The organism is Rubrivirga marina (genome assembly GCF_002283365.1).
GTDB classification, from domain to species: Bacteria; Bacteroidota; Rhodothermia; order Rhodothermales; family Rubricoccaceae; genus Rubrivirga; species Rubrivirga marina.
Genome location: NZ_MQWD01000001.1, coordinates 4,534,338 through 4,556,473, shown reverse-complemented (window position 1 = coordinate 4,556,473; position 22,136 = coordinate 4,534,338). Strand labels below are relative to the sequence as shown.

Sequence of the window (22,136 nt, the reverse complement as noted above, 5' to 3'; positions counted from 1 at the left end):
GCGGCGGGTGGGTCCCCGGCGGGCGCGGGATGCCGGGCGCGCCGCCCTGCGGCGGCGGGAGGGCGCCGGCAGAGGCCCCCGCCGCGGCGATGCGGACGGTCGCGCCCTGGCGGCTGACGCCGACGGGCGTCGTCGCGGCCTGGTCGCTCGAGCGCTGCTCGGGGGCGGCCGTCGCCGCGAGGACCTCGATCTCGACCCGGCCTGGCAGGTCCCGCAGTCGGCCGTCGACGACGGGCTGCCCGTTCGCGTCGAGGGCGCGGACGCGGAAGCCGATGACGGTGTCCGAACTGCCGCCCCGGGGGGCCCAGGTGCCCGCCGAGGTGGCCTCGTACCGGACGACGCGGTAGAGGTCACGGGCCGTCCCATTCACCACCGTCTGCGTGCCGGTCGGCTCCATCCGGTAGGCGACCGCGACGAGGGGAGACGAGAACCCGGCGGTCGGGTCCCCGACCGTCACGAATTCGATCCAGTCGGTCTGGGTAGGGGTCCCGTGAACCCCGAAGGCCCGCTCGGTCGGGCCGCCGAGGTGGTCGGTCTGGTACGAGCCGAGGGCGGCGCGGGCCTGGCGGCTGGTCCGGGCGTTCTCGAGGTCCCGCTGGAGCGTGTGGAGGAACTGAGTCGTGTGGGACTCGACCTGGTGACGGACCGTCGCCTCGACGGCGGACTGGCGGCCGCGGATCTGGATGGCGATGAGGCTCACCAAGAGGATCGCGCCGACGATGGCCGCGGCGAGGTGGTCGAGCAAGAAGGCCATAGGTCAGCGGGTCGGGGTGACGATCTGCCGGAGCTCGGCGACGATGGGCGGCGTCCCGATCCACCCCACGGGCACGGCGCGGACGAAGACCGTGACCTCCTTCGCGAGCGAGGGGCCGGCGACGGGGGCGAGGGTCGCGGGGTCGACGTAGCGGACGCTCACCGAGTCCGTGAAGGCGAGGGGCTGCCCGACCCAGAGGACGTCGACGGGCCGCGCGGGCGCCGCGTGGAAGTCGTCGACGTCGTCGAAGTGGGCCTCGGCGGTCTCGCCGTCGTCCCGGCCGACGGTCGAGAGGCCGCTCGGCGAGATCCGGACGCCCTCCCGGTGGAGGTCGACCTCGTCGAAGGGGTAGGCGGTCACCGCCGCGAGGCGGCTCTGGCCCACCTCGGCGGCGGCGTGCTCGTACTCGGCGGAGACGACGCTCTTCTCGACGTCGGCGGTCGCCTGGTGCTGAGAGAACGCGAAGTAGGCGAACGCGAGGATGGCGCCAAGGGCGAGGAGCGTTTGGGGCATCGGGCGATCTGGGGGCTGGGCGTGCCCTCCCGCAAATCGTGCCAAGCGCCCCGACGCCGAAGCACTGTCTCAATCTGGAACCTCAACCCTCCCCTGGAAAGGCCCGTACGCCCGGTCGTCCCACCGTGGGACCGCCGCCGGGGCGTCGCTGCCGGCGCGGTTCCCATTCCGATACCTCCCCGCGGGGGGGCAGACCTACCGGCCGGCTCAGCGTCCGAAGCCGTACTCGCGGAGGTGGCCCTCGCGGTCGCGCCAGTCGGCCCGCGTCTTGACATAGAGCTGGAGGAACACGCCGCGGCCGAGGAACGCCTCCATCTCCTCGCGCGCCGCCTGCCCGAGCCGCTTGAGCGCCTTCCCGCCCTTCCCGATGAGGATGGCCTTCTGCGTGTCCCGCTCGACCACGATGTCGCAGGCCACGAAGTCCTTCCGCCCGGGCCGCTCCTCGTAGGTCACGACGACGACCTGCGTCGCGTACGGGACCTCGTCGCGGAACTGGTGGAACACGGCCTCGCGCACGATCTCCGAGATGAAGAACCGCTCCGGGTGCTCCGAGAGCTGGTCGGCCGGGTAGTACGGCGGGCCCTCGGGGATCCGCTCCAGCACGAGGTCGAGGAGCGCGGCCGTGTTCGTGCCCTCCTGCGCCGAGATCGGGACGACGGCGTCGGGCTCGCGGCCGAGCGCCTCGGTGTAGAGCGCCACGAGCGGGAGCGCCTCGTCGACGAGCCCCAGCTTATCGGTCTTGTTGAGCGCGAGGAGGACCGGGCCTCGGGCGGTCTGGACGCGCTCGGCCGCTTGGTGGTCGTCGTGCGAGAGCCGGTCGCGCGTGGCGTCGGCCAGGAAGACCGTGACGTCGGCGTCGCCGAGCGAGCGGTCGACGTCGCGCATCATGTGCTGGTGGAGTCGGTACTTCGGGCGGACGACGCCGGGCGTGTCGAGGAGCACGAGCTGGAACCCGGCCGGGTGCGCCTCGCGCTCGCCGGGCTCGGCCGTGAGGATGCCGAGCACGCGGTTCCGCGTGGTGCTCGGGCGCGGCGACACGATCGAGAGCTTGGTCCCGAGCCACCGGTTGAGGAGCGTCGACTTGCCCACGTTGGGCGCGCCGACGATGGCGACGTAGCCGCTCTGGTGGGCCGCGCTCCGCGCGGGCGCCTCGGGGCGTGGGACGCCGTAGGCCTCGGCGGCCTCCTCGGGCGTGCCGAGCGTGGGCCCGCCGTCGGCGTCGTCCGCCTCGGGGGCGTCGGCGTCGAGGCCGGCAGGGTCGAGGTCGGTGTCGAACTCGGCGGGGTCGAGCGGGGCGTCGGGGTCCATGAGGGGCGGGGGCGGGGCCTCGCGAACGCGCGACGGCGGGTCCCGTTCGGCTCGCCTCACACGGCGGCGGGCTTCGGCCTCGCGGACGGCTCGGCCTCACCCGGCTTCAGCTCGGGGGCGAGGTCGGCGCGGAGGACGCGCGAGCGGGCCGGTTCCTCCGGGGCCCACGTGAGGAGGACGCCCGGTGCGAGGCGCGTCAGGTGGGTCAGGAACGCGACCCAGAGGAGCGTCATCGCGGCCATCTCGAGGCTCTCCTCCACGATCCGCGAGAGGTGGAGGACCGCGGCGGGGCCGGGAAGCTCGAACCACGCCGCGGCGCGGGCCTCGACGGCCGCCAGCGAGCCGAGCTGGCCGTAGAGGTCGAGCGGGTGCCCGTCGGCGAGCCCGTCCACGAAGTCGAGCGCGACGGCCGTCGCGAGGAGGGCGAAGGCGCCGCCCACGTATTTCCACAGCCCGCTTTCCCGGAACTCGCGCCAGAGGAAGACAGCCATGAACAGGCCCATCCCGGCAAACGCCGGGCCGAGCACGAGCTGCCAGTAGTAGCTCGGGAACGCCGCGCCGATCCCGCGCTTGCTCGCCGCCGAGTCCTCGAACGCCGCGCCCACGCGCTCGTGGAGCCGCGTCCCGTCGTCGAGCGCGAGGTAGGACATGAAGGCCGCGAGCACGACCCAGCCCACCACGCGCGCCCGCGCTGCGCCCGACTGGCGGACGACGGCCACGACCGCCCAGAGCGTCAGGGCCAGGAGGACCGTCTGCGTGACCGACAGCCACGATCCGACGCCCCGCTCGCTGGCCGCGTCGAACCACCCGGCGAGGTCGGGGGAGGCGACGCCGCCGCCGAGGTGGAGCCAGACGTCGAGCACGACGACGAGGACCTCGGCCCAGATCATCCCGAACAGGAGGTTCGCGACGGCCCTCCGCGGGGCGAGGCGAAACGGGAGAGGGGCAGGCACCATGGCCGAAACAGCGCGGGGGAGACGGGTATCGACCGTCTCCCCCGCGCGCTTTACCGACCAGCGATGGCCCGTTGACCCGTGGGCTTACGAGCTTCCGCCGGAGCCGCCGGAGCCGCCGGAGCCGCCGGAGCCGCCGGAGCCGCCGGAGCCGCCGGAGCCGGGGGGGCAGGATCCCAAGGTGTGGTTGTCGAGGAGCTTCTTGGGCACGTCCTTCCACTTCACGTCATGGTTGTGCTTGGGCTCGCTCGCGAACGGGAGTCCCTTCCAGTGGCACATGACCACCTTCTCGTTCGGGTCGTGCTCGTTCGGGTCGTACCCCCCGTCGTCGACCGTCTTGCCGGCGCGGGTCTCGGCCGCCGTGTGGTGCGCCGACGTGGTGGCCACGAGGACCACGCGGTCGCCTTCGAAGCCCAGCTTCCCGGAGAGCTCGTCGATCTCGTCGACGTCGAACGTGATCGAGACGCGCTTCCCGATGGAGAGGCTCGTGCCGAACGCCTCGCCGGCCTGGATCTTGGCGCGCCAGGCCGCTTCCTCGGCCTCGTGCTTGTCCTCCTCGTCCTGGCGCATGTGCCAGTACATGGACGACTCGTAGAGCCGGGCGTTGTCGGAGGCCCGCCGGACGCGGACGGCGAGGGCCTCGCCGCGGTCCCAGCTCTGCCCGATGCAGAGGGGCCAGAGGGTCGCGCAGGCCGGGTCCGAGTCGAAGGCCCGGCGGAGGGCGCGGAGGCTGGCGACGTCGACGTCGAGCGTCCGGAGCTGGTTGGCCGGGAAGACCTGGGTCCGGTGCGGGTCGTCGGCCCGTGCGAACGCGCCGAAGCCGTTCTGGACGGTCCCCGTGACGCGCCCGTCCGTGCCCGGCTCGCCGCCGACGTCGAGGTGGTACCGCGAGTACCCGTGCTTGGCGGCGTTGGCGAACTCGAGGTAGACCGGCTGCGCGCCGAGGCTGTTCATGAAGGACCGGAACGTCGTCTCGGTCTCATGGACGCCGGCCGCGCCGTTCGTCAGGAAGTGGACGTGGTCGCCGCGGGGCGTCGCCGTCGGCGTGATGTCGAAGGCGTGGGTGTGCTGGTGGAACGGGTAGATCGGGTTGGGACCGCGGCGGCCCCGCCAGGGCGAGACCTGACCGGAGAGGTCGCCCCACGGCTGCGCGGCCGACATCCCGTCCCGGGCCCGGTTGATCGTGACGTCGAGGTGGCCGCCCGGCGGGAACGCCTGGTGCGCCACGATGAGCATCCCGTTGATCTCCACCCGGCCGTCGAGGCGGACGGGGAGGAGGCTCGTCGTGTCGCGGACGATGACGATGCCGTCCCAGAAGAGCCGGCCGTCGTCGCCGGAGCCCGGCCCGTTGTCCTCGACGTTGAGCGCGCCGCTGACCACGAGGGCCCCGTGGCCGCGGACGGTCCCGGTGATCGTGAGGTCGCCGTCGACGTGCGTGATCGTGGTGCCGTCGGAGGCCGAGCCCCAGGTGACAGTGCCAGCCTCGGTCCGGTCGCCCGTGAGCGTCACGTCGCCGGTGGTCATGGCACCGATGGCGACCTGGTAGAGGCCCTCGGCGTCGTCCACGTTGAGGTCGTCGAGGAGGCCCCCGTCGCCGCTCCACGCCGCGGCGTCAGGGACGGCCAGCGCCGTGCCGGCGCGGGCGATGCTGGCGCCGAGCGACGCTTCGAGCTCGTCGAGCGGGAGGAACTCCCCGAGCCCGAGCTCGTCGTGGAGCCGCCGGTCGAAGTTGACCGGATGGCTGCTCGCCGCGCCCGAGATGGAGGCCTGGGCCGCGACCGAGGCCGTGGCGTACGGGACGTCGAGCCAGAGCGGGCCCGGCGCGTCCATCGGGTCGAGGCGGTACGAGCTCTCGATGGTGTGGACGGCCCCGCCGTAGATCCCCGTAATCCGGATCCGCGCCTCCTGGTCTGTGGCGCCCGGCGAGTAGTCGATCTTGAACCGGCCCCCGTCGTAGGGCATCTCGTCGCCGAGGTTGGCCGTGGGGTCGGCGAAGCCGCCGCCGGCGCGGATCATCTCGCGGAGCGCAACGCTCTGGCCGGCCTCGGCGATCTCGCGGGCGATGACGTCCGACTGTCCCTCCGCGTGCCGCCTCGACGACTCGAGGAGCGTCGATCGGGTACCGAGGGTGAGGACAGAGCCGCCGATCGCGGCGGCCATGACGGTGAGGAGGAGTAAGCGGCCCATAAGAGTAGGGGTCTGGGAGACGTCGGGGGCGCCCGGGGAGAGGCGTTAGACGATTCGTGAGACGTAGTGAGCGGGACGGGGGGCGGCGGGGTCGACGGGCTCGGCATCGGAGCCCCGTGCGGCCTTAGCGGGGCGGTGCGGCGGCTGGGATGTCGTCGGGGATGCCGCCCTCCGTGTCCATGTCGACCGGGAAGCCCCCCGGTAGCGCGGTGGCGCCAGGGATCCGGATCGTCCGGGCGTAGCGGAGGGAGTAGGCCGGGGCCGCCGCCTGGTCGGACGCGCGGGCGCCGGCGGTCTCGGGCGCGAACACGATCGTCAGCGAGACCCGCGGCGGAACGGGGTCGAGGACCTCGGCCTCGGCGATCATGCCACCGTCGGCGTCGGCGAGCGCGGTCACGTCGAAGTCGAGCACGCGACCGTAGGTCCCGGTCTCGACGGCGCCCACGCCGCGACGGTACTCGTAGCGCGTGATCTCGAGGAGGGGGCGGACGACGCCATCCACGCGGGCCGAGTCGCCCGTCGGGGTCGCGCGGTACGCGACGACCATCGTCCCGGAGGCGCTGAGGGCGTCGGGGTTCGATGCCGTCGGGAACTCGAAGGCCTCGGTGTACTCGCCCGTCGCGTCGCGGCGGAGGCGGAAGCGGTACGTGTCGGGCCCGACCTGGCCGCCGGCGCCGACCGCGAAGAACCGGTCGGTTTCGGCCCGGCTCCTCGCGTTCTCGATCTCGCGCTCGACGCTCGACGTCATCTCGGACGCGAACGCTTGCGCTCGGTACCGCTGGGTCGCCTCGATGGCGGCATGCTGCTGCCGCTGCTGGAGGACGAGAAGCCCGCCGAGGAGGACGGACCCCACCACGATCGCGATGAGGTTGTCGATGACGAAGGTCATGAGCCCTGGTGGATGTAGGTGGCGACGCTCGCCGGCGTCACGACGCGGCGGAGGTGGGCCTGCGCTGGGGTCCGGTCGGTCGCGGCGGGCGGGATCTCATCGGCCCGCACGAACAGCTCCTTGGTGAGCGTCGGGGCAGCCGCGGGCGATTCGGGCTGGAGGTTCTGGACGTATCGGACGCTCACGCGGAGCCTGAACCGGAGCGAGTCCCGACCGACCGGCACCGAGACTGTGCCGTCGTGCCCGTCCCAGTCGTCGACGTCGTCGTAGCTCGACGGGTCCGTCTCCCCCGCGTCGGGTCCGATCGGGGCCGAGGAGGGGACGGTCCGGACGCCCGTCTGGCCGGTGTCGTCCTCGTCGAAGGCGAGGCGCTCCATGGCGCCCATCTGAGCCTGCGCGACGTCGGTCGCGGCGAGCTCGGCCTCGACCTCCATCGCCCGGCGCTCGACGTCGTTGTCGTGACGCTGGCGGCCGAGGGCGAGGTAGGCGAAGGAGAGGATCGCGGCGAGGGCGAGGATCGTCTGCTGCATGGGAGCGCGGTCTGGACCCTCTCGGATCGCCATACCCATGCCCTGACCCCGCGTCCCGCGTCCTCCAGTCTCAAAATGGAACGTGCCCGTTCCCGCCCGATCCGGTGGAAACCGCCCGTGAGACGCCTTCTGGCGCCCCGCGGAGTCGCCGTTAGGAGTCTCTTCCCAATGTGAGACCCAGCCCGAGACGCGGGGCCCTACTCGCCGGCCTCGGCGAGGACCTTGAGGTAGGCCCGGACGGCGCCCTCGAGCCCCATCAGGAGCGCGTCGGCGAGGAGGGCCTGCCCGATCGAGACCTCGGCGACGCCCGGCACGGCGCGGAGGTACGGGCCGAGGTTCTCCAGGTCGAGGTCGTGCCCGGCGTTGACGGTCAGGCCAGCCTCGGCGGCGGCCTCGGCCGCGGCGCGGTGCCGGTCGAGCAGGGCCGACGCGTCGCCCGCGGTGTGGGCCCAGGCGTAGGGCCCGGTGTAGAGCTCGACGCGGTCGGCCCCGACGTCGGCGGCGGCGCGGACCGCCTCGGGGTCGGGGTCGACGAACAGGCTCACGCGGCAGCCGAGCCCGCGGAGCTCCTCCACGAGCGGCCCGAGGCGGGCGCCGTCGCGGGCGAAGTCCCAGCCGTGGTCGCTCGTCCGCTGCCCGGCCGCGTCGGGGACGAGCGTGGCCTGCGTGGGCCGCGCGGCGCGGAGGATCTCCATGAACCCGGGGAAATCGTAGTCGCCGTGGCGGGCCGGTCCTTCGAACGGGTTGCCCTCGACGTTGAGCTCCGCGCCGTCGAGGGGCGCGCCGCGGCCCATCAGCGCCCGCAGGGTCTCGACGTCGGCGGCGAGCGCGTGGCGGCCGTCGGGCCGCGGGTGGAGCGTCGCGCCGACGGCCCCGGCACCGACGGCGACGCGGGCCAGCCGGCCGACGTTCGGGCGCCCGGCGCCGGTGCTGCCCGTGCGGGCGTTCCGCATGAGGGCGGCCTTGTTGAAGTTGACGCTGAGGCGGGTCATGGGCGGCGGGGCGGATCCGGGAGCGGCCTGGGGCGTGGCAACCTAGCCGCGCCGACGGGGTCTCCGGAGGGCCCCCCGTTGCCAAGGCACGAGCCCCGGGGGTATCCTGTCGGGCCGGCCGGCGCCGGCCTCACCCCTCTCTCGACTCACCAAGCGTCCCCAATGGCCACCACTGGCGCCAGCGGCTCTGACCTCGCGATCCGCGCCCTCCTCGGGCTCCTCATCGTCGGCCTCGTCGTCGTCCTGTTCTACGTCACGGTGGTTCCGGCGCAGCGGGCGGCCGCGGCCGAGCAGGAGACGGAGCTGACCCGCGAGCGGATGTCGGACGTCCGGACCGCGCTCATCGCCTACCGCGACTCGCTCGACGGCTACCCCTCGACGCTCGACTCGCTCGTCCTCTTCGTCCGGACCGACTCGGCGTTCAACGCCCAGATCGCGACCGACGAGGAGCGGCTCCGCCCGCTCAACATCGACTCGCTCGTCTACTCGCCGCGCACGGGCAACCGGTTCAACTACGAGATCGTCGAGGACACGTCGGGCGTCGAGGTCTACTGGCTCGGCGATCCGGACATGGAGGCCGACTCGATCGGCTCGCGCACCCCGAACCCGGCGCTTCGGAACGCGGCCTCCTGGGAGTAGCGCCATGGCCGCCCGTGCCCTCGCCGGCCTGAGTGGGCGGACGCTCCGGTACGCCGAGGTCACGCTGGGCCCCGACGGCCCCCGCCTCCGCCGCCTCGGCGCCGCCGACTTCGACCTCGACGCCGAGGCCGCCGTCTTCCGGACGGGGGACCCCGAGGCGCTCGAGGCCGTCGCCGAAGCGCTCGTCGAGGGACTGGGCGGGACGGCCGCCGACACCCTCGTCGTCGCGGCCCACCCGACGGCCACGACGTCGTTCTTCTCACGGCTCCCGGTCGGGCTCGACGCCGACGATCGCGACGGCCAGCTCCGCCAGGAGACGGCGCTCCTCGCCGATCTCGCGCCCACGCAGGCCGTCCGCGTCCGTGCCCGGACCGTCCGGGTCGAGTCGACGCCCGGCGGGGACCGCGAGTGGATCCACGTGGTCCACGTGGCCGAGCCCGTCCACGCCCGGCTCTCGTTCCTGTCCGACGCGCTCGGCGTCGGCGGCTACGACGTGGCCGACACGACGCGGGCCGCGGCGGCCGTCGCGTCGGCGCCCGGCGCGGCGCTCGTCATCGGGGCCTTCCACGGGCACACCGAGGTCGCGGTGGTCCGCGACGGCGCGTTCCTGTTCGGCACGCACGGCCCGAGCACGGCGCCCGCCGACACGGCCTACTTCGCGCTCGCGGCGCTCCAGCAGGCCGGCCTCGACGCGCCGACCCTCGACGCGCTCCTCGTCTACGGCGACGACGCGACGGACGACCGGCTCGACCTCACGGCCGAGTTCGTCGGCCAGCCGTCGGTCTGGCTCGACCCGTTCGCGGCGTTCGGTCGCCGTCCCGACGCCGAGCCCGGCGAACTGGCCGCCTTCGCCCCCGTCCTCGGCGCGGCGCTGTAGGGGAGGGATGCGGGATGGGGCCGTCGGGGTGAGGGGGCGCGGGAGGAACGGAGTCCGCGTTCTGGATCCCCTATCTCTCCCTCTGTCCTCATGAGGATCACCGGCGGAGCGCTCGCGCGGCGCCCGATCGACGCGCCGAAGGGCGACCGGACGCGGCCGACGACGGACCGCGTGCGCGAGGCCCTCTTCAGCGCGCTCGGCTCGCGGATGGAGCTCCGGGACGCCCGCGTGCTCGACCTCTTCGCCGGGAGCGGCGCCCTCGGGCTGGAGGCCGTCAGCCGCGGCGCGGCGCACGCCACGCTCGTCGAACGCCACGGCCCGACGCTCGCCGTGGCGCGGGGAAACGCCCGCCAACTCGGCGTCGCCGACCGCGTCCGGACCCTCCGCGCCGACGCCCTCGCCCACCTCGGTGCTGCGGTGGACACGGCCACGCGGTTCGACCTGGTCCTCGCCGACCCGCCCTACGACCTGAGCGAGATCCCAACGCTGCCGGGCCTCGTCCGCCCGCTCCTCGCGCCGGGCGGCCTGTTCGCCTTGGAGCACGACGCGCGCCACGACTTCGCCGAGGCGGACGGCCTCGTCTTCTCGCGCGCCTACGGCCGGACCGTCGTGAGCGTGTTTGGCGCGGGCGCGTGAGCGGGCGTCGAACGGCCGCACGATCTTTTCGGGCCTCCTGCCTTCCCGCCCCGTGTCCAAACTCGCCCTCTACCCCGGCACCTTCGACCCCGTCACGTACGGCCACCTCGACGTGCTCGAGCGCGCGCTGAAGGTGTTCGACCGGATCGAGGTCACGGTCGCCGTCAACGCCTCGAAGCAGACGCTCTTCTCGATCGAGGACCGCGTGGGGCTCGTCCAGGCCTGCGTGGCGGACCTCGACGCCCACGACCGCGTGACCGTCACGGCCTTCGAGGGGCTCCTCGTGGACCACGCCCGCGCGACCGGCGCCGTCGCGCTCGTCCGCGGACTCCGCCAGGTGAGCGACTTCGACTACGAGTTCCGGATGGCGCTCGCCAACCGACGGCTCCACCCGGAGCTCCAGACTGTGTTCCTGATGCCGGCCGAGGACCACACGTTCGTCGCGGCGTCGATCGTCCGCGAGATCCACCGCTGGGGAGGCGACGTGTCGTCGTTCGTGCCGCCCGTCGTGGTGGAGGCACTGGCCGGGCTCCGCGAGCGGGACGTCGAGGCGGACTGACCCGGCCCGCCTCGGGGGCGGAGTGGAGAGTGTGGCTCGGCGGCGGCCTCGATTTTTTAGGCGTCGGGAGCGCTTCCGCACCGGGAGGGCCGCGCGCCCTCGGTTCGGGCCGATCTACCTTCCGGCGTCCCCTCCGCGTCGCCATGACCACCCCGGCCCCCGCTCTCGACACCCTCAGCCCGCGCGTCGCCGCGATGCAGCCGTCGGCCACGCTCGCGATTTCGGGGCGGGCCGCCGCGCTCCGTCGCGAGGGGCGCGACGTCATCGCCCTCTCGGCCGGCGAGCCCGACTTCCCGACGCCCGCGCCCATCGTCGAGGCCGCGCACCAGGCGCTCCGCGACGAGCGCTTCAGCTACACGCCGAACCCCGGCATCCCCGAGCTCCGCGAGGCGATTGCGAAGAAGCTCCAGACCGAGAACGGGCTCGACGTCCAGGCCGCCCAGGTCGTGTGCTCGAACGGGGCCAAGCAGTCGGTCGCGCAGGCGGTCCTCGCGATCTGCCAGCCCGGCGACGAGGTCGTGATCCCCGCGCCGTATTGGGTGAGCTACCCCGAGATGGCCCGGCTCGCCGGCGCCACGCCCGTCTCGGTCCTCGCCACGTCCGAGGCCGACTACAAGCTGACGCCCGACCAGCTGGCCGACGCCATCACGGAGCAGACGCGCGTGCTCATCCTCAACAGCCCGTCGAACCCGACCGGCGCCGTCTACACGCCCGACGAGCTCGAGGGGCTGGCCGCCGTCCTCCGCGAGCACCCGCACGTCGCCATCATCTCCGACGAGATCTACGAGCACGTGCTCTTCGACGCCGACTTCGCGTCGTTCGCTGCGCTCGACGGGATGGCCGAGCGGACGTGCACCGTCAACGGGTTCTCGAAGGCATTCGCCATGACGGGCTGGCGGCTGGGCTACCTCGCCGCGCCGGCGTGGTGGAGCGGGGCCGTCGCCAAGATCCAGAGCCAGCTCACGAGCGGGCCGTCGTCGATCACGCAGTACGCCTCGCTGGCGGCCTTCGAGATGGGGCCGGAGGTGCTGGAGGAAATGGTCGGCGCGTTCCGCCAGCGGCGCGACGCCGTGCTGGAGCGGCTCCGCGCCATCGACGGCGTGACGTGCCCGACGCCCGAAGGCGCGTTCTACCTGTTTCCCGACGTCTCGGCGCTCTACGGCCGCCAGACGCCCGACGGCGCCGAGATCGCCGGCAGCGTCGACTTCTGCACCTACCTCCTGGAGGCCCGCGACGTGGCCCTCGTGCCGGGCGAGGCGTTCGGCAATGACGCCGGCGTGCGGATCTCGTACGCCACGGATCTCGACACGCTCATGACGGCCTGCGACCGGATCGAGGCCGGCGTCGTGGGCCTCCGCTAGCTTCCTCCACCTCGGCATCGAGGTAGGGGAGGCCGCCTCCGCATGTGTCCGCGGTGGGGACACCGTGCATGGTGTCCCTGCGGTCGAGCGCGGCGCCGAGGCGGGCGGAGCCGGCGAGGGGGCGGGGCGCGCTCGCCGTCGATTCACTGAACTCCCCCGGGGCCGCCGCGTACGCCGCCGCCCCCAGCCCCGACCCGTGGAGCCCCGTCCCCCTGCCGTCCCGAGCCGCGGTGCCGAGCCGCCCGACGCCCCGAGCGTCCTCACCGACTACGAGCCGCCGTCCGCGCCCGATGAGGACCGGGTCGGGCTCCACGTCGGCCTGTTCGTCGCCACGTTCCTTTCGTCTGTGTGGTGCGGCGCCCTCCTCGTGGGGCGGAGCGAGCGGTGGGACCCGGTGGTCGAGGTCGCTGGCAACGGGATCGGCGCGCTGCTGGCGCTCCTCACGAGCCGGGCGTTCCTGCAGGACGGGTTCCTGTACGCGGTCCCGTTCCTCGGCTTCCTGACGGTCCACGAGTTCGGGCACTACCTCGCGGCGCGGTGGCGCCAGACGCGCGTCTCGCTCCCGTACTTCATCCCGGTCCCGCTCCCGAGCACGCTGGGCACGTTCGGTGCCGTCATCCGGATCAAGGAGCCGCTCCGTCGCACCCGCCAGCTCTTCGACATCGGCGCGGCCGGCCCCCTCGCGGGGTTCGTGGCGGCCGTCCTCGTCCTGCTCGTGGCCGTCCTCACGCTGCCCGGGCCCGACTACCTCTTCAGCGTCGCCGGGCACGAGGACGTGGTGACGTACCTCCGCTCGTTCGGCCGCTTCCCGGAGTTCGTCCCGGAGCCGAACTCGACGGCGCTCGTATTCGGCGACACGCCGCTGTTCCACCTGCTCGGGAGCCTCGGCTGGACGCGCGTGCCGGGCCACGAGATCATGCACTACCCCGTGCTGCTGGCGGGCTGGCTCGGCCTCTTCTTTACGGCGCTCAACCTGCTCCCCGTCGGGCAGCTCGACGGCGGGCACGTGGTCTACGCCCTGTGGGGGCCCCGCGTCCACCAGATCGTGGCGCGCGTGACGACGATGGTCCTCCTGCTGTCCGGCGGCGTCGGGCTGGTGACGGACCTCGCGCCGGGGACGGGGCCGCTCGTGCTGTGGGCCGCCGTCGCCCTGATCTACGCCGCCGCGCTCGCGTGGTTGTTCCGGGGCGAGTGGCTGCTGACGGCGTCGGCGGTCGCGTTCCTGACCGCGGCGACGGCGTTCCTCGTCGTCGTCGTGCCCGGGCTGGCGCTGTCGGTGGGGTGGACCGGGTGGCTGTTCTGGGTCGGGATGATCCTGTTCGTGATCCGCGTCGACCACCCGCCCGTGCTCGTGCGGGAGCCGCTGACGCCGAGGCGGAAGGCGCTGGCCTACCTCTGCATCGTGATCTTCTTCCTCTGCTTCTCGATCCAGCCGATCCAGTTCGTCGGCTAGGCCCGCCTCGGGGCCGAGGCGGGGGCGGCGCAGAAAGGGCGAATCCGCCGCCCTGCGCTCCAGGATGCGCCGCGCGCCCTTCAACTGTCGCTAGGTTCGCGCTCCGCGCCCCCAACCAGCCCCCCACGCGACCCGCCGGACCGCTACGCCGCCGCTTTCTTCCCTGATGCCCGTAGCCCTTCGGCCCGCCGTGGCCCTGCTCGCCGTCGCCCTCTGGGGGTGCGACGCCGCGCCCGGATTCGCCAGCGAGGTCGCCCGCCCGACGCTCGGCACGGTCGACGTCTCGCCGGTCGACGTCTCCCTCGATACCGACGCCCCGACCGCGACGGTCCCGCTCGCCGTGACGGGCACGCTCGGTGGCGAGGGGACGGTCCGGATGCTCGTCCTCGTCCGCTACGCCGAGACCGACTCCCTCGTGACCCAGACCGAGGCGGAGGTCCAGCCCGGCGACTTCCGTGTCGACGCGCCGTTCGACCTCCCACGCGGGGCCATCGGCGAGTACAGCGTCCGCGTGGCGACGGAGGGCGCCGACGGGCGGGCCGGCGACCAGGCGGCGGCCGTCTTCCGCTTCGTGGCGACGAACCTCGGCCCGCCGTCGGTCACGGCCAACACGCCGAGCCCGGTCTCGCGTCCGAGCGGGACGAACACGGCCCGGGTCCCGCTCGTCGCGACGGTCACCGACCCCGACGGCCGGGCCAACATCGCGGCGGTCGTCGCCGTCGACCCGGAGAGCGGCGTCACGATCGGCCGGCTCTTCGACGACGGCCCGGCGGGCGGCGCGGCCGACCAGACCGCCGACGACGGACGGTACTCGGCGAGCGTCACGGTCACGTCCGACTTCGAGCCGGGGACGTACGAGCTGGCGATCGTGGCCGTCGACAAGTACGGGGCGGAGAGCGAGCCGGCGCTCTACACCTTCACGGTCCGATGACGCGCGCCTTCCTCGCCCTCGTCCTGCTGGCGGTCGCCGCCGGCGGGCAGGCTCAGACGGTCGAGACCGGCTCCGGCACGGCCACGCTCCTCCCGACGGGCGCCCGCAACGGCGTGGCCGTCCTCGACGCCGACGGCAGCACGCTCCGCGCCGGCCCGATCCTGGTCGAGGTCGCCCCGAACGGGACGGTCACGATCCCCGGCCGCGCCGCCGCCTTCGACCCCGCGACGGCCATCGACGCCCGCATGTTCGCGCTCGACGCCCGCGACGGCGTCGTGGTGGCCGGCCTCGGGTTCAACGACGTCACGGCCGACGCCGACGCGCCGCCCGCGACGGCCGCCGGCTTCGCCGTCTCGACCGACCGCGGCGCGTCCTACGTCTACCGCTTCCCACCGCTCGACCAGAGCCGGGACACGACCGTGACCTACGGCGTCTCGACGCTCCCGGCCATCCCGTCCACGATCTCGCAGGGCGCCGCGCCCATCGACGTCGCGCTCACGGCGGACGCCGACACGATCTACTCGGCCAACCTCCTCGCCGGCCTCCGCCGCAGCACCGACGCCGGCGCCACGTGGACGCGCGTCGTCCTCCCGCCGGACTCGCTCTTCGTCCTCGACCCGCGCGTCGAGTACGACTTCCTCTACAACCCCGACGTCCGGATCCCCGTCGGGTTCGTCGACGGCGACGAGGACCAGCCGGTGTTCTCCCAGTTCTCGGAGAACTACATCGCCCTCTCCGTGGTGGTCGACGAGGCCGGGACGGTGTGGGTCGGGACGAACGGTGGGCTCAACCGGTCAGTCCGCCTCGAAGGCGCCGACGACCTGGCGTGGGTCCGCTACACGGACGCGATCCTGGGCGGGGCGCTGCCCGGCAACCAGGTGTTCGCGCTCGAGACGCGGCGCGTCGCCGACGGCCGCGACGAGGTCTGGGCCATCTGCCGGAGCTCCGGCAACCCGTTCACGCAGGGCGAGGAAGAACCCGGTGTCGTGGTCTGGAGGGGAGACGATGAGGACGGCTTCGCCATCTTCGAAACGGTCCTCCTCGGCGTCGTCGCGGAGGACCTGGCCTTCGACGACGCCCGTGCCTACGTGACGAGCGGCGACGGCCTCTACGTCTCGGACGACGACGGCGCGACGTGGCGCGTCGTCCGCACGTTCCGCCAGCCCGACGGCCGGCCCCTCCCGCTCTCCGGGCCGACGACGCGGGCCGTCGCCACGACGCCCGAGGCGGTCTGGGTCGGCACGCCCGACGGCCTCCTCCGGAGCACGGACGGCGCCCAGACCTGGGAGCTGTTCCGCGCCAACGTCCAACCGCAGGCCGAGGGCGACGACGCCCGGCCGGTCGACGTCTACGCCTACCCCAACCCGTTCAACCCCCGCAACGGCGATCTCCGCGTCCGCCTCGACCTCGCGTCGTCGTCCGACGTCCAGATCCGGATCTTCGATGTCGGGATGAACCTCGTCCGGACGCTCGAGGCGCCGGGCCGGCCGGCGGGGCCGAACGAGGTGTTCTGGGACGGCCAGTCCGACAGCGGCCTCCGCGTGGCGAACGGGGCCTACATCTACACCGTCGAGGCCGCGGGCGAGCGGTTCTCGGGGCGCATCCTGGTGATCCAATGAGGGGAGAAATGGGACATCAGGAATGGGGAACTGAGCAGAAGCCGGTCGGCGGTTGGCGGTCGGCCGCCTCCCGGTCCTCCGCTTCGGCGCCGAGGCGGGCGGGGTGGGCGCTCGCGCTGCTCCTCGCCGCGGCGCCGGCGATGGCCCAGGCGCCGGGCGCGTTCTTCCGCATGGGGATGGGCGCGCGGTCGCTCGCCGTCCCGTCCCAGGTCGCCGACCGGTCGGGCTACGCGAGCCCCTACCTCAACCCGGCGCTCGCGCCGTTCACGGCGGCCCAGGGGGTCGAGCTGACGGCCGGGCGCCTGGCGTTCGGCCGGTCATGGGAGGGCGTTCAGGTGGCGGCGCCGCTCCAGCCGGCCTCCGGGTTCGCCGGCGGTGTGATCCACGGCGGCATCGACGGCATCGACGGGCGCGACGCGAGCGGCTACCCGACGAGCGGCCAGAACGAGGACGGCACGCTCCGGGCCGACGAGTACGCCTTTTTCGCCGCGTTCGGGACCCAGTTCTCGAGCCGTGTGTCGGCCGGCGTCGGCCTCCGGCTTTATCGCAACCAGCTGTTCGAGGGCACGCGCGCGCCGACTGCCATCGGCATCTCGCTCGGGACGACGGCCCAACTCACCGACCGGGTCTCGGCCGGCGTCGTGGTCGACGACCTCTTCGCGCGCTACGAGTGGAGCTCGACCGGGTCGGCCTCGGCCTCGGCGACCGACTACTTCCCCGTGCGCGTCCGTGGCGGCCTGGCCTACGCGGCCGGCGACCGTGGCGAGGGGCGCCCCCGCCTGACCGTCGCCGCCGAGGGCGAGCTGTTCGTCCAGCCCGCTGAGGCCCGCCGGTTCGACGGCGTCGACGTGATCGTGACCGACGTGTCGCAGTCCACCACCACCCTCGAAGTCACCCTCGCCGACGTGCAGGGGCGCGTCGGCGGCGAATACTGGCTGACGGACGGGTTCGCCGCGCGGCTCGGGCTGGACCGGATCGGCGCGGGCGAGGCCGGCGAGCTCCGCCCCTCGGCCGGGTTCGGCATCGAGCAGCGCGTCGGCGAGCTCGACCTCCGCGTCGACTACACGGCCGTCGTCGAGCCGTTCGGCTCGGCGCTGATGCACATGGCGACGGTCCGTCTCGGCCTCTAGCGGGCGACGGTCACTCGCCGCGACTGGCGAACCGTCTCGCCGACGACGCGGACGACGTAGACGCCGGCCGGCAGCGCGGCGCCCTCGACCCCGAAGGTGTGGTCGACGCCGCTCAAGAGGGGTCCGTCGTGGAGCACGGCCACCCGGCGCCCCAGCGCGTCGAGGACGTCGACCGTGACCGCCTCGGTGGCTTGGAGGCGGAGGCTGAAGGTGGCGAGGTCCGACGTCGGGTTCGGGGTCGGTGGCGTAAGGAGAGCGTTCGTCGGCCGGGGAGCGGTGGCCACCTCGAATCGCTCAGAAGTCGGGACCCAGCGGACGGCCTCCGCCGAGATAACGGCGCCGTTCGCGTCGAGCGCGGCGGCGGCCTCGTCGAGTTGGACGCCCGAGATCCGCCATTCTTCGGAGCGCGACCCGTCCGGGCGTGTGGACTCATCGACGACGACGCCGTCGTAGGCCGTGCGTAGCGCGGCGACGGAGTCTGCGTTCGCCTCCTCGTACCGGACGGAGAGTCGGCCCCCGAGGTAGGCTGGGGCCTCGAACGAGACGGAGACCGTGGTGCTGTCGGGACACGGTTTCCCCTCGGCTCCGCAGTACCCGGCGATGTATCCGGTCATCGTCTGCGTCCCGTCCGCGACGGGGAGTCCGAGATCGGCCGGGTCGAGGGTCCACTCCCAGATGTAGCCGCCGTCGGGTTTGAGCACCGACGACACCGAGTCGAGCGTGCAGGCTTCGTCGAGCGGGACGCCTTCGAAGGCGAATGCAGCCCGGCACGACCCCGAGGTCAGGATCACCGTCTCCTCGGTCCCCACGTTCAGGAGAGAGTAGCGGAAGACGATTGGCTCGCCGTATTCGTAGACGTCCTTGTCGACGGAGGCCTCGGCGACGAGGGCGGGCTGTGCGCTGGCGGTGGCGGCCAACACGAGGAGGAGCAAGCGCATGACGGCGAGGTGGGATCGAGGGCAGGATAGGACGCCCAGTCCCTGGCCCCAAGTCACCCCAGACCGCCCAGTGCGTCCATGAGCGCCCCGAGGCCGACGCCGTCGGCACCGGTCCGGAAGCGGAGCGTCGCAAAAAAGTCGAGCGCCAGCATCTGCGCGGCGTGGATCGGGACGGCGATCCAGAAGCTCCGGCAGCGCCACACGAGCGCGCCGAGCGCGAGCCCGCCCAGGATCGAGAGGTAGGCCTCGGCCGGCGGCTTCTGCGCGTGGAGGATCGCGAACGGGACCGTCTGTGCCACGATCGCGAGCGGCGCCCCGAGCGCCGGCGCCGTCCCGAACAGGACGAACCCGCGCCACAGGTACTCCCATCCGATCCAGTAGAACAGGAAGAGCGCCTCGTAGGCCAGGAACACGCCCCAGCTCTCCTTGGCCCCGAAAAAGTGCGGGTACTGCGCCTGAAACGCCGTCCCGTCGGAGAGCACCCACGTGCCGATGAGGACGAGCGGGAGGTAGCCGAGCGCGAGCGCACTCGCCAGCTTCCAGTCGCCCAGCCCGAGCCCGGCCTCGCGTGGGCTCCAGCGGAACCCGACGAGCAGGATCAACGCCGGCACGACGAACCCGAGCACGCCCTGCATCCCGAACCACCACGCCCACGCGCCGAACGCCTCGTCGGCGAAGCCGAGCGGGTTGTCGAGGCGGAGATAGACGCGGCGGCTGCCCACCTGGAGGTGGAACAGGACGAGGACCGTGGCCGTGAGGAGCACGACCGCGGCCCGTCGGGCGTTGGGGGAGAGGCCGGCGACGGCGGCGCGGAGGCCTTGCCACTCGCTTCGGAGGCGGTCTATCATTCGAAATCGCTGGGCGGAGGCCGGCCCGCACGGGCCGCCGTCGGCGGCGCCGACTCCGGCGAAGATACCCGGCCTCGTCGTCCCCCCATCCCATGCGCCTCGCCCTCACCCTCGTCGCCGCGCTCATCGCCGGCGTGTCCGGGGCGCTCGGCCTCGACGCCTCCACCGACCGGGCCGACGCCGCGGAAGCCCGCGCCGACAGCCTCGCCGTCGTCGCGGCCGACTCACTCGCGGAGGCCCGCCGCCGGTCGGCCGTCGACTCGCTGCTGGCGCCGTACGCCGGCTTCGAGGCACCGCGGGGCGTCTCCCGTGCCGAGGCCGAGGCGTGGGCCGACGCCCGCCTCGCGGAGCTGTCGCTGGAGGAGACCGTCGCCCAGCTGTTCATCGTCGAGCTCGGCGCGGTCCGTGACCCCGACGGGCTGGCGCGGATGGGCATCGGCGGGTTCCACGTGTCCCGACGGACGCCGCCGCGCGAGGTCCTCGCCGTGACGAACCGCCTGAGCCGTCGCGCCGACGTCCCGCTCTTCTTCTCGGCCGACTACGAGTGGGGCGTGGGGACGGCGCGGTCCAACTTCACGGAGCTCCCGGCGGCCATGGCCTACGGTGCCGCCGACCGCGACGACCTCGCCGAGGTGGGCGGGGCCGTCACGGCGCTGGAGGCCCGCGCGCAGGGCATCAACGTCCTGTTCGCGTCGGTCGCCGACGTCAACAACAACCCCCTCAACCCGATCATCAACACGCGGTCGTTCGGGGAGGACCCGCGGCGTGTCGGCGAGCTGGCGGCGGCCTACGTGCGCGGCGCGCAGGCGAACGGCGTCCTCGCCACGCTCAAACACTTCCCCGGCCACGGCAACACCGACACCGACACGCACGTGGCCTTCGCCGCCGTCCCGGGCGACTGGCGGAGCCTCTGGCAAACGGAGCTCGCGCCGTACCGCGTGGCGCTCGACGCCGAGCCCGGCTTCGTCATGTCGACGCACCTCTGGGCCCGCGCGCTGGACGATGCGGCCACGCCCGCCACGTTCAGCCGCGTCGCCCTCACCGACGTGCTCCGCGACAGCCTCGGCTACGACGGGATCGTCACGACCGACGCGATGAACATGGCCGCCGTCCGCGACCGCTATGGGCCGCGCGACCGGGCCGTGCTGCCCCTCAAGGCCGGCGCCGACGTCGTGCTCAACGAGACGTCACCGCGGCGGGCCATCCGCTATGTGGTGGACGCCGTCGAAAATGGCGAGTTGCCGCGCGCCCGAGTGGACGAGAGCGCCCGACGGATCCTCCGGGCGAAGGCCCGCCTCGGCCTCCACACGGCCCCGCCGCCCGACCGTGCCCGCCTCGACCGGATGCTCACCGAGGTGAGGGGTGCCCGCTTCGCCGACGCGCTCACGCGGGCCGCCGTCACGGTCGTCCGCTCCGGCCCGCTCCCGATCCGACGCGGCCAGCGCGTGGCGCTCGTGCAGATGGGCAACTTCGACGCCGGCCGGCCGATGACGCGGCTGGAGCGCGACCTCGGGCCGGACCGCGCCGCGCGCGTGTCGTCGTCCGGCGGTGGGCAGAGCACGGCCGTCTCAGCCGCGCGCGAGGCGGACGTGGCCGTCATCGCGATGCACCTCCGCGTGGGGATGCGCCTCCCGCCCCGGCTCACGTCGGCCCAGCAGCGCGCCGTCGAGGCGATCCGCGAGACGGGCACGCCGGTCGTGGTCGCCGTCCTCGGCAGCCCCTACGCCGCCGCCCTCGCGCCGCCCGAGGCGGGGGTGGTCGTGGCCTACGACGAGACGACACGCACGGCCTCCGCCGTCGCGGACGTCCTCCGTGGCCGGATCGAGGCGACGGGTCGCCTGCCAGTCGACGTTCCCGGCCTCTAGGCGTCCGCCCCCACCGCCTCGGCGAGCGTGCCGAGGCCGTCGCGGTCGAGGAGGCGCACGAGCCCACGGTGGATCCGCCCGATCAGTCCCGGCCCCTCGTACACGAGGCCGGTGTAGACCTGGATCAGCGTCGCGCCGGCCCGGATGCGCGCGTAGGCCGCCTCGGCCGAGTCGATGCCGCCGACGCCGATGAGCGGGACCGCCCCGTCGGTGACCCCGTAGAGGTGGCGGACGAGCGCCGTCGCGCGGTCCGCCAGCGGCCGTCCGCTGAGACCGCCGCGCCCGATCGCCTCCAGCCGGCTCGCCTCGGTCGTGAGGCCAGTCCGGTCGGAGGCCGTGTTCGTAGCGATGAACCCCGCGACGCCGTAGTGGAGGCTGATCCGCACCAGCTCGTCGACCGCGCCCGCGTCGACGCCGCCGGTCGCGGGGGGCGACAGCTTGACGAGCGTCGGTGGCGCGTCCGACGCGGCCTGGACCTCGGCCATCACCGCCGTGAGGAGCGCGTCGAGGGCCTCGGGCGTCTCGAAGGTCTTGCCCTCGGCCGTGTTCGGGCACGACACGTTGAGCGCGAGGTAGTCCGCATGGGGGAGGAGGGCGCGGACCGACTGGCGGAAGTCATCGACGCCGGCCTCGCCGAGGATGTCGGGGCTGTGCGTCTTCGCCACGTTGACGCCGAGGACGAACCCCTCGGGCCGCTCCGTGTGGGCGAGGCGCTCGGCGACCGCCTCCGCGCCGTCGTTGTTGAGCCCCATCCGGTTGACGAGCGCGCGGTCGGCGGGCAACCGGAACGCGCGTGGCTTCGGGTTGCCGGCCGAGGGCTGGGCGCTGACCGAGCCGACCTCGGCAAACCCGAGGCCGAGGTCGGCCCAGAAGGGGACGAGCGCGGCGTTCTTGTCGAACCCGGCGGCCAGCCCGACCGGCGAGGCGAACCGGAGGCCCCACGCCGTCTGCGCGAGTCGCTCGTCGGCTCGCGGGAAGAGGGCCCGCGTGACCCCGCCGAACGTCTGCCCGAGGCGGGCGGCCTGGACGCCCAGCCCGTGCGCGGCCTCGGCGTCGAGGCGGAACAGGAGCGGGCGGAGGAGGCGGTACATGCGGGGAGGCTACAGAGAGAGGGGGGACGAACGCGCGCCGTTCCCCCCTCGCTCGTCACTCTT

At 73.6% G+C, this 22,136-nt stretch carries 21 protein-coding genes; 10 read left to right on the top strand and 11 right to left on the bottom strand.

The window, feature by feature from the left end:
* The 8 genes from BSZ37_RS19435 to BSZ37_RS19400 all read right to left on the bottom strand — a co-directional run.
* Nucleotides 1–754 (bottom strand): hypothetical protein (locus tag BSZ37_RS19435; RefSeq protein WP_179299771.1); only part of this gene is annotated, 754 nt, incomplete at its 3' end.
* A 3-nt stretch (nt 755–757) separates the two neighbouring features.
* Nucleotides 758–1,267 carry a hypothetical protein gene (locus BSZ37_RS19430; protein WP_095512136.1) on the bottom strand — a complete coding sequence of 170 codons (510 nt, stop codon included), beginning with the start codon at nt 1,265–1,267 and terminating at the stop codon, nt 758–760.
* A 207-nt stretch (nt 1,268–1,474) separates the two neighbouring features.
* Nucleotides 1,475–2,575, bottom strand: a complete 1,101-nt coding sequence (era, locus tag BSZ37_RS19425; RefSeq protein WP_095512135.1) for a GTPase Era — start codon at nt 2,573–2,575, stop codon at nt 1,475–1,477.
* A gap of 56 nt (nt 2,576–2,631) precedes the next feature.
* Nucleotides 2,632–3,531 (bottom strand): hypothetical protein, encoded by a 900-nt coding sequence (locus BSZ37_RS19420; RefSeq protein ID WP_095512134.1) that lies wholly within the window; start codon nt 3,529–3,531, stop codon nt 2,632–2,634.
* 84 nt (nt 3,532–3,615) lie between these two features.
* Complete coding sequence (locus tag BSZ37_RS21675; protein ID WP_143537749.1) at nt 3,616–5,715, bottom strand: hypothetical protein; 2,100 nt, start codon at nt 5,713–5,715, stop codon at nt 3,616–3,618.
* A 124-nt stretch (nt 5,716–5,839) separates the two neighbouring features.
* Nucleotides 5,840–6,604 carry a hypothetical protein gene (locus BSZ37_RS19410; RefSeq protein WP_095512133.1) on the bottom strand — a complete coding sequence of 255 codons (765 nt, stop codon included), beginning with the start codon at nt 6,602–6,604 and terminating at the stop codon, nt 5,840–5,842.
* Complete coding sequence (locus BSZ37_RS19405) at nt 6,601–7,134, bottom strand: hypothetical protein (RefSeq protein ID WP_095512132.1); 534 nt, start codon at nt 7,132–7,134, stop codon at nt 6,601–6,603. Before BSZ37_RS19405 ends, BSZ37_RS19410 begins: the two co-directional genes overlap by 4 nt.
* Before the next feature lie 197 nt (nt 7,135–7,331).
* Entirely contained in the window at nt 7,332–8,126 is a 795-nt protein-coding gene (locus BSZ37_RS19400) for a pyridoxine 5'-phosphate synthase (RefSeq protein WP_095512131.1), read from the bottom strand.
* Between the two features lie 162 nt (nt 8,127–8,288).
* Between BSZ37_RS19400 and BSZ37_RS19395 the strand changes: the two genes are divergently transcribed.
* The 9 genes from BSZ37_RS19395 (at nt 8,289) to BSZ37_RS19360 (ending at nt 17,331) form a co-directional block, all read left to right on the top strand.
* Nucleotides 8,289–8,765 (top strand): hypothetical protein, encoded by a 477-nt coding sequence (locus BSZ37_RS19395; RefSeq protein ID WP_095512130.1) that lies wholly within the window; start codon nt 8,289–8,291, stop codon nt 8,763–8,765.
* A 4-nt stretch (nt 8,766–8,769) separates the two neighbouring features.
* On the top strand, nt 8,770–9,642 hold the full coding sequence (locus BSZ37_RS19390; RefSeq protein WP_095512129.1) for a hypothetical protein: 873 nt from the start codon (nt 8,770–8,772) through the stop codon (nt 9,640–9,642).
* A gap of 90 nt (nt 9,643–9,732) precedes the next feature.
* A complete protein-coding gene (locus BSZ37_RS19385) occupies nt 9,733–10,278 on the top strand; it encodes an RsmD family RNA methyltransferase (protein WP_095512128.1) in 546 nt (181 codons plus the stop codon).
* A 52-nt stretch (nt 10,279–10,330) separates the two neighbouring features.
* Nucleotides 10,331–10,837, top strand: a complete 507-nt coding sequence (gene coaD, locus BSZ37_RS19380) for a pantetheine-phosphate adenylyltransferase (RefSeq protein ID WP_095512127.1) — start codon at nt 10,331–10,333, stop codon at nt 10,835–10,837.
* A gap of 143 nt (nt 10,838–10,980) precedes the next feature.
* Nucleotides 10,981–12,198, top strand: a complete 1,218-nt coding sequence (locus BSZ37_RS19375; RefSeq protein ID WP_095512126.1) for a pyridoxal phosphate-dependent aminotransferase — start codon at nt 10,981–10,983, stop codon at nt 12,196–12,198.
* Nucleotides 12,199–12,394: 196 nt separating this feature from the next.
* A complete protein-coding gene (locus BSZ37_RS19370) occupies nt 12,395–13,651 on the top strand; it encodes a site-2 protease family protein (protein WP_143537748.1) in 1,257 nt (418 codons plus the stop codon).
* A gap of 166 nt (nt 13,652–13,817) precedes the next feature.
* A complete protein-coding gene (locus tag BSZ37_RS21670; RefSeq protein ID WP_143537747.1) occupies nt 13,818–14,582 on the top strand; it encodes a hypothetical protein in 765 nt (254 codons plus the stop codon).
* Complete coding sequence (locus BSZ37_RS19365; protein WP_143537746.1) at nt 14,579–16,201, top strand: FlgD immunoglobulin-like domain containing protein; 1,623 nt, start codon at nt 14,579–14,581, stop codon at nt 16,199–16,201. The genes BSZ37_RS21670 and BSZ37_RS19365 overlap by 4 nt, the downstream gene beginning before the upstream one ends.
* An 8-nt stretch (nt 16,202–16,209) precedes the next feature.
* The gene (locus tag BSZ37_RS19360; RefSeq protein ID WP_143537745.1) at nt 16,210–17,331 is read left to right on the top strand and encodes a PorV/PorQ family protein; all 1,122 of its coding nucleotides are present in this window, start codon (nt 16,210–16,212) and stop codon (nt 17,329–17,331) included.
* Here the strand turns inward: BSZ37_RS19360 and BSZ37_RS19355 are convergent.
* Together BSZ37_RS19355 and BSZ37_RS19350 are read right to left on the bottom strand one after the other, a co-directional pair.
* Nucleotides 17,328–18,269, bottom strand: coding sequence for a T9SS type A sorting domain-containing protein (locus BSZ37_RS19355; RefSeq protein ID WP_095512122.1), 942 nt, complete (start codon nt 18,267–18,269; stop codon nt 17,328–17,330). The two genes, BSZ37_RS19360 and BSZ37_RS19355, sit on opposite strands and share 4 nt — an antisense overlap.
* A 53-nt stretch (nt 18,270–18,322) precedes the next feature.
* Complete coding sequence (locus BSZ37_RS19350) at nt 18,323–19,117, bottom strand: CPBP family intramembrane glutamic endopeptidase (RefSeq protein WP_095512121.1); 795 nt, start codon at nt 19,115–19,117, stop codon at nt 18,323–18,325.
* Nucleotides 19,118–19,209: 92 nt separating this feature from the next.
* Here BSZ37_RS19350 and BSZ37_RS19345 point away from each other — a divergent pair, with 92 nt between their 5' ends.
* On the top strand, nt 19,210–20,982 hold the full coding sequence (locus BSZ37_RS19345) for a glycoside hydrolase family 3 protein (protein WP_095512120.1): 1,773 nt from the start codon (nt 19,210–19,212) through the stop codon (nt 20,980–20,982).
* On the opposite strand, the gene BSZ37_RS19340 is transcribed toward BSZ37_RS19345, so the two are convergent.
* The gene (locus BSZ37_RS19340; RefSeq protein WP_095512119.1) at nt 20,979–22,073 is read right to left on the bottom strand and encodes a quinone-dependent dihydroorotate dehydrogenase; all 1,095 of its coding nucleotides are present in this window, start codon (nt 22,071–22,073) and stop codon (nt 20,979–20,981) included. The genes BSZ37_RS19345 and BSZ37_RS19340 overlap by 4 nt on opposite strands.
* Nucleotides 22,074–22,136: the final 63 nt, after the last annotated feature.

What these genes read in the sequence shown, in the direction of transcription:
- BSZ37_RS19360 (WP_143537745.1), top strand. Translation starts at nt 16,210, where the DNA reads ATGGGACATCAGGAATGGGGAACTGAGCAGAAGCCGGTCGGCGGTTGG.
- BSZ37_RS19345 (WP_095512120.1), top strand. Translation starts at nt 19,210, where the DNA reads ATGCGCCTCGCCCTCACCCTCGTCGCCGCGCTCATCGCCGGCGTGTCC.
- BSZ37_RS21670 (WP_143537747.1), top strand. Translation starts at nt 13,818, where the DNA reads ATGCCCGTAGCCCTTCGGCCCGCCGTGGCCCTGCTCGCCGTCGCCCTC.
- BSZ37_RS19355 (WP_095512122.1), bottom strand. Translation starts at nt 18,269, where the DNA reads ATGCGCTTGCTCCTCCTCGTGTTGGCCGCCACCGCCAGCGCACAGCCC.
- BSZ37_RS21675 (WP_143537749.1), bottom strand. Translation starts at nt 5,715, where the DNA reads ATGGGCCGCTTACTCCTCCTCACCGTCATGGCCGCCGCGATCGGCGGC.
- BSZ37_RS19350 (WP_095512121.1), bottom strand. Translation starts at nt 19,117, where the DNA reads ATGATAGACCGCCTCCGAAGCGAGTGGCAAGGCCTCCGCGCCGCCGTC.
- era (WP_095512135.1), bottom strand. Translation starts at nt 2,575, where the DNA reads ATGGACCCCGACGCCCCGCTCGACCCCGCCGAGTTCGACACCGACCTC.
- BSZ37_RS19375 (WP_095512126.1), top strand. Translation starts at nt 10,981, where the DNA reads ATGACCACCCCGGCCCCCGCTCTCGACACCCTCAGCCCGCGCGTCGCC.
- BSZ37_RS19430 (WP_095512136.1), bottom strand. Translation starts at nt 1,267, where the DNA reads ATGCCCCAAACGCTCCTCGCCCTTGGCGCCATCCTCGCGTTCGCCTAC.
- BSZ37_RS19395 (WP_095512130.1), top strand. Translation starts at nt 8,289, where the DNA reads ATGGCCACCACTGGCGCCAGCGGCTCTGACCTCGCGATCCGCGCCCTC.
- BSZ37_RS19385 (WP_095512128.1), top strand. Translation starts at nt 9,733, where the DNA reads ATGAGGATCACCGGCGGAGCGCTCGCGCGGCGCCCGATCGACGCGCCG.
- BSZ37_RS19400 (WP_095512131.1), bottom strand. Translation starts at nt 8,126, where the DNA reads ATGACCCGCCTCAGCGTCAACTTCAACAAGGCCGCCCTCATGCGGAAC.
- BSZ37_RS19365 (WP_143537746.1), top strand. Translation starts at nt 14,579, where the DNA reads ATGACGCGCGCCTTCCTCGCCCTCGTCCTGCTGGCGGTCGCCGCCGGC.
- BSZ37_RS19340 (WP_095512119.1), bottom strand. Translation starts at nt 22,073, where the DNA reads ATGTACCGCCTCCTCCGCCCGCTCCTGTTCCGCCTCGACGCCGAGGCC.
- BSZ37_RS19390 (WP_095512129.1), top strand. Translation starts at nt 8,770, where the DNA reads ATGGCCGCCCGTGCCCTCGCCGGCCTGAGTGGGCGGACGCTCCGGTAC.
- BSZ37_RS19420 (WP_095512134.1), bottom strand. Translation starts at nt 3,531, where the DNA reads ATGGTGCCTGCCCCTCTCCCGTTTCGCCTCGCCCCGCGGAGGGCCGTC.
- BSZ37_RS19410 (WP_095512133.1), bottom strand. Translation starts at nt 6,604, where the DNA reads ATGACCTTCGTCATCGACAACCTCATCGCGATCGTGGTGGGGTCCGTC.
- BSZ37_RS19405 (WP_095512132.1), bottom strand. Translation starts at nt 7,134, where the DNA reads ATGCAGCAGACGATCCTCGCCCTCGCCGCGATCCTCTCCTTCGCCTAC.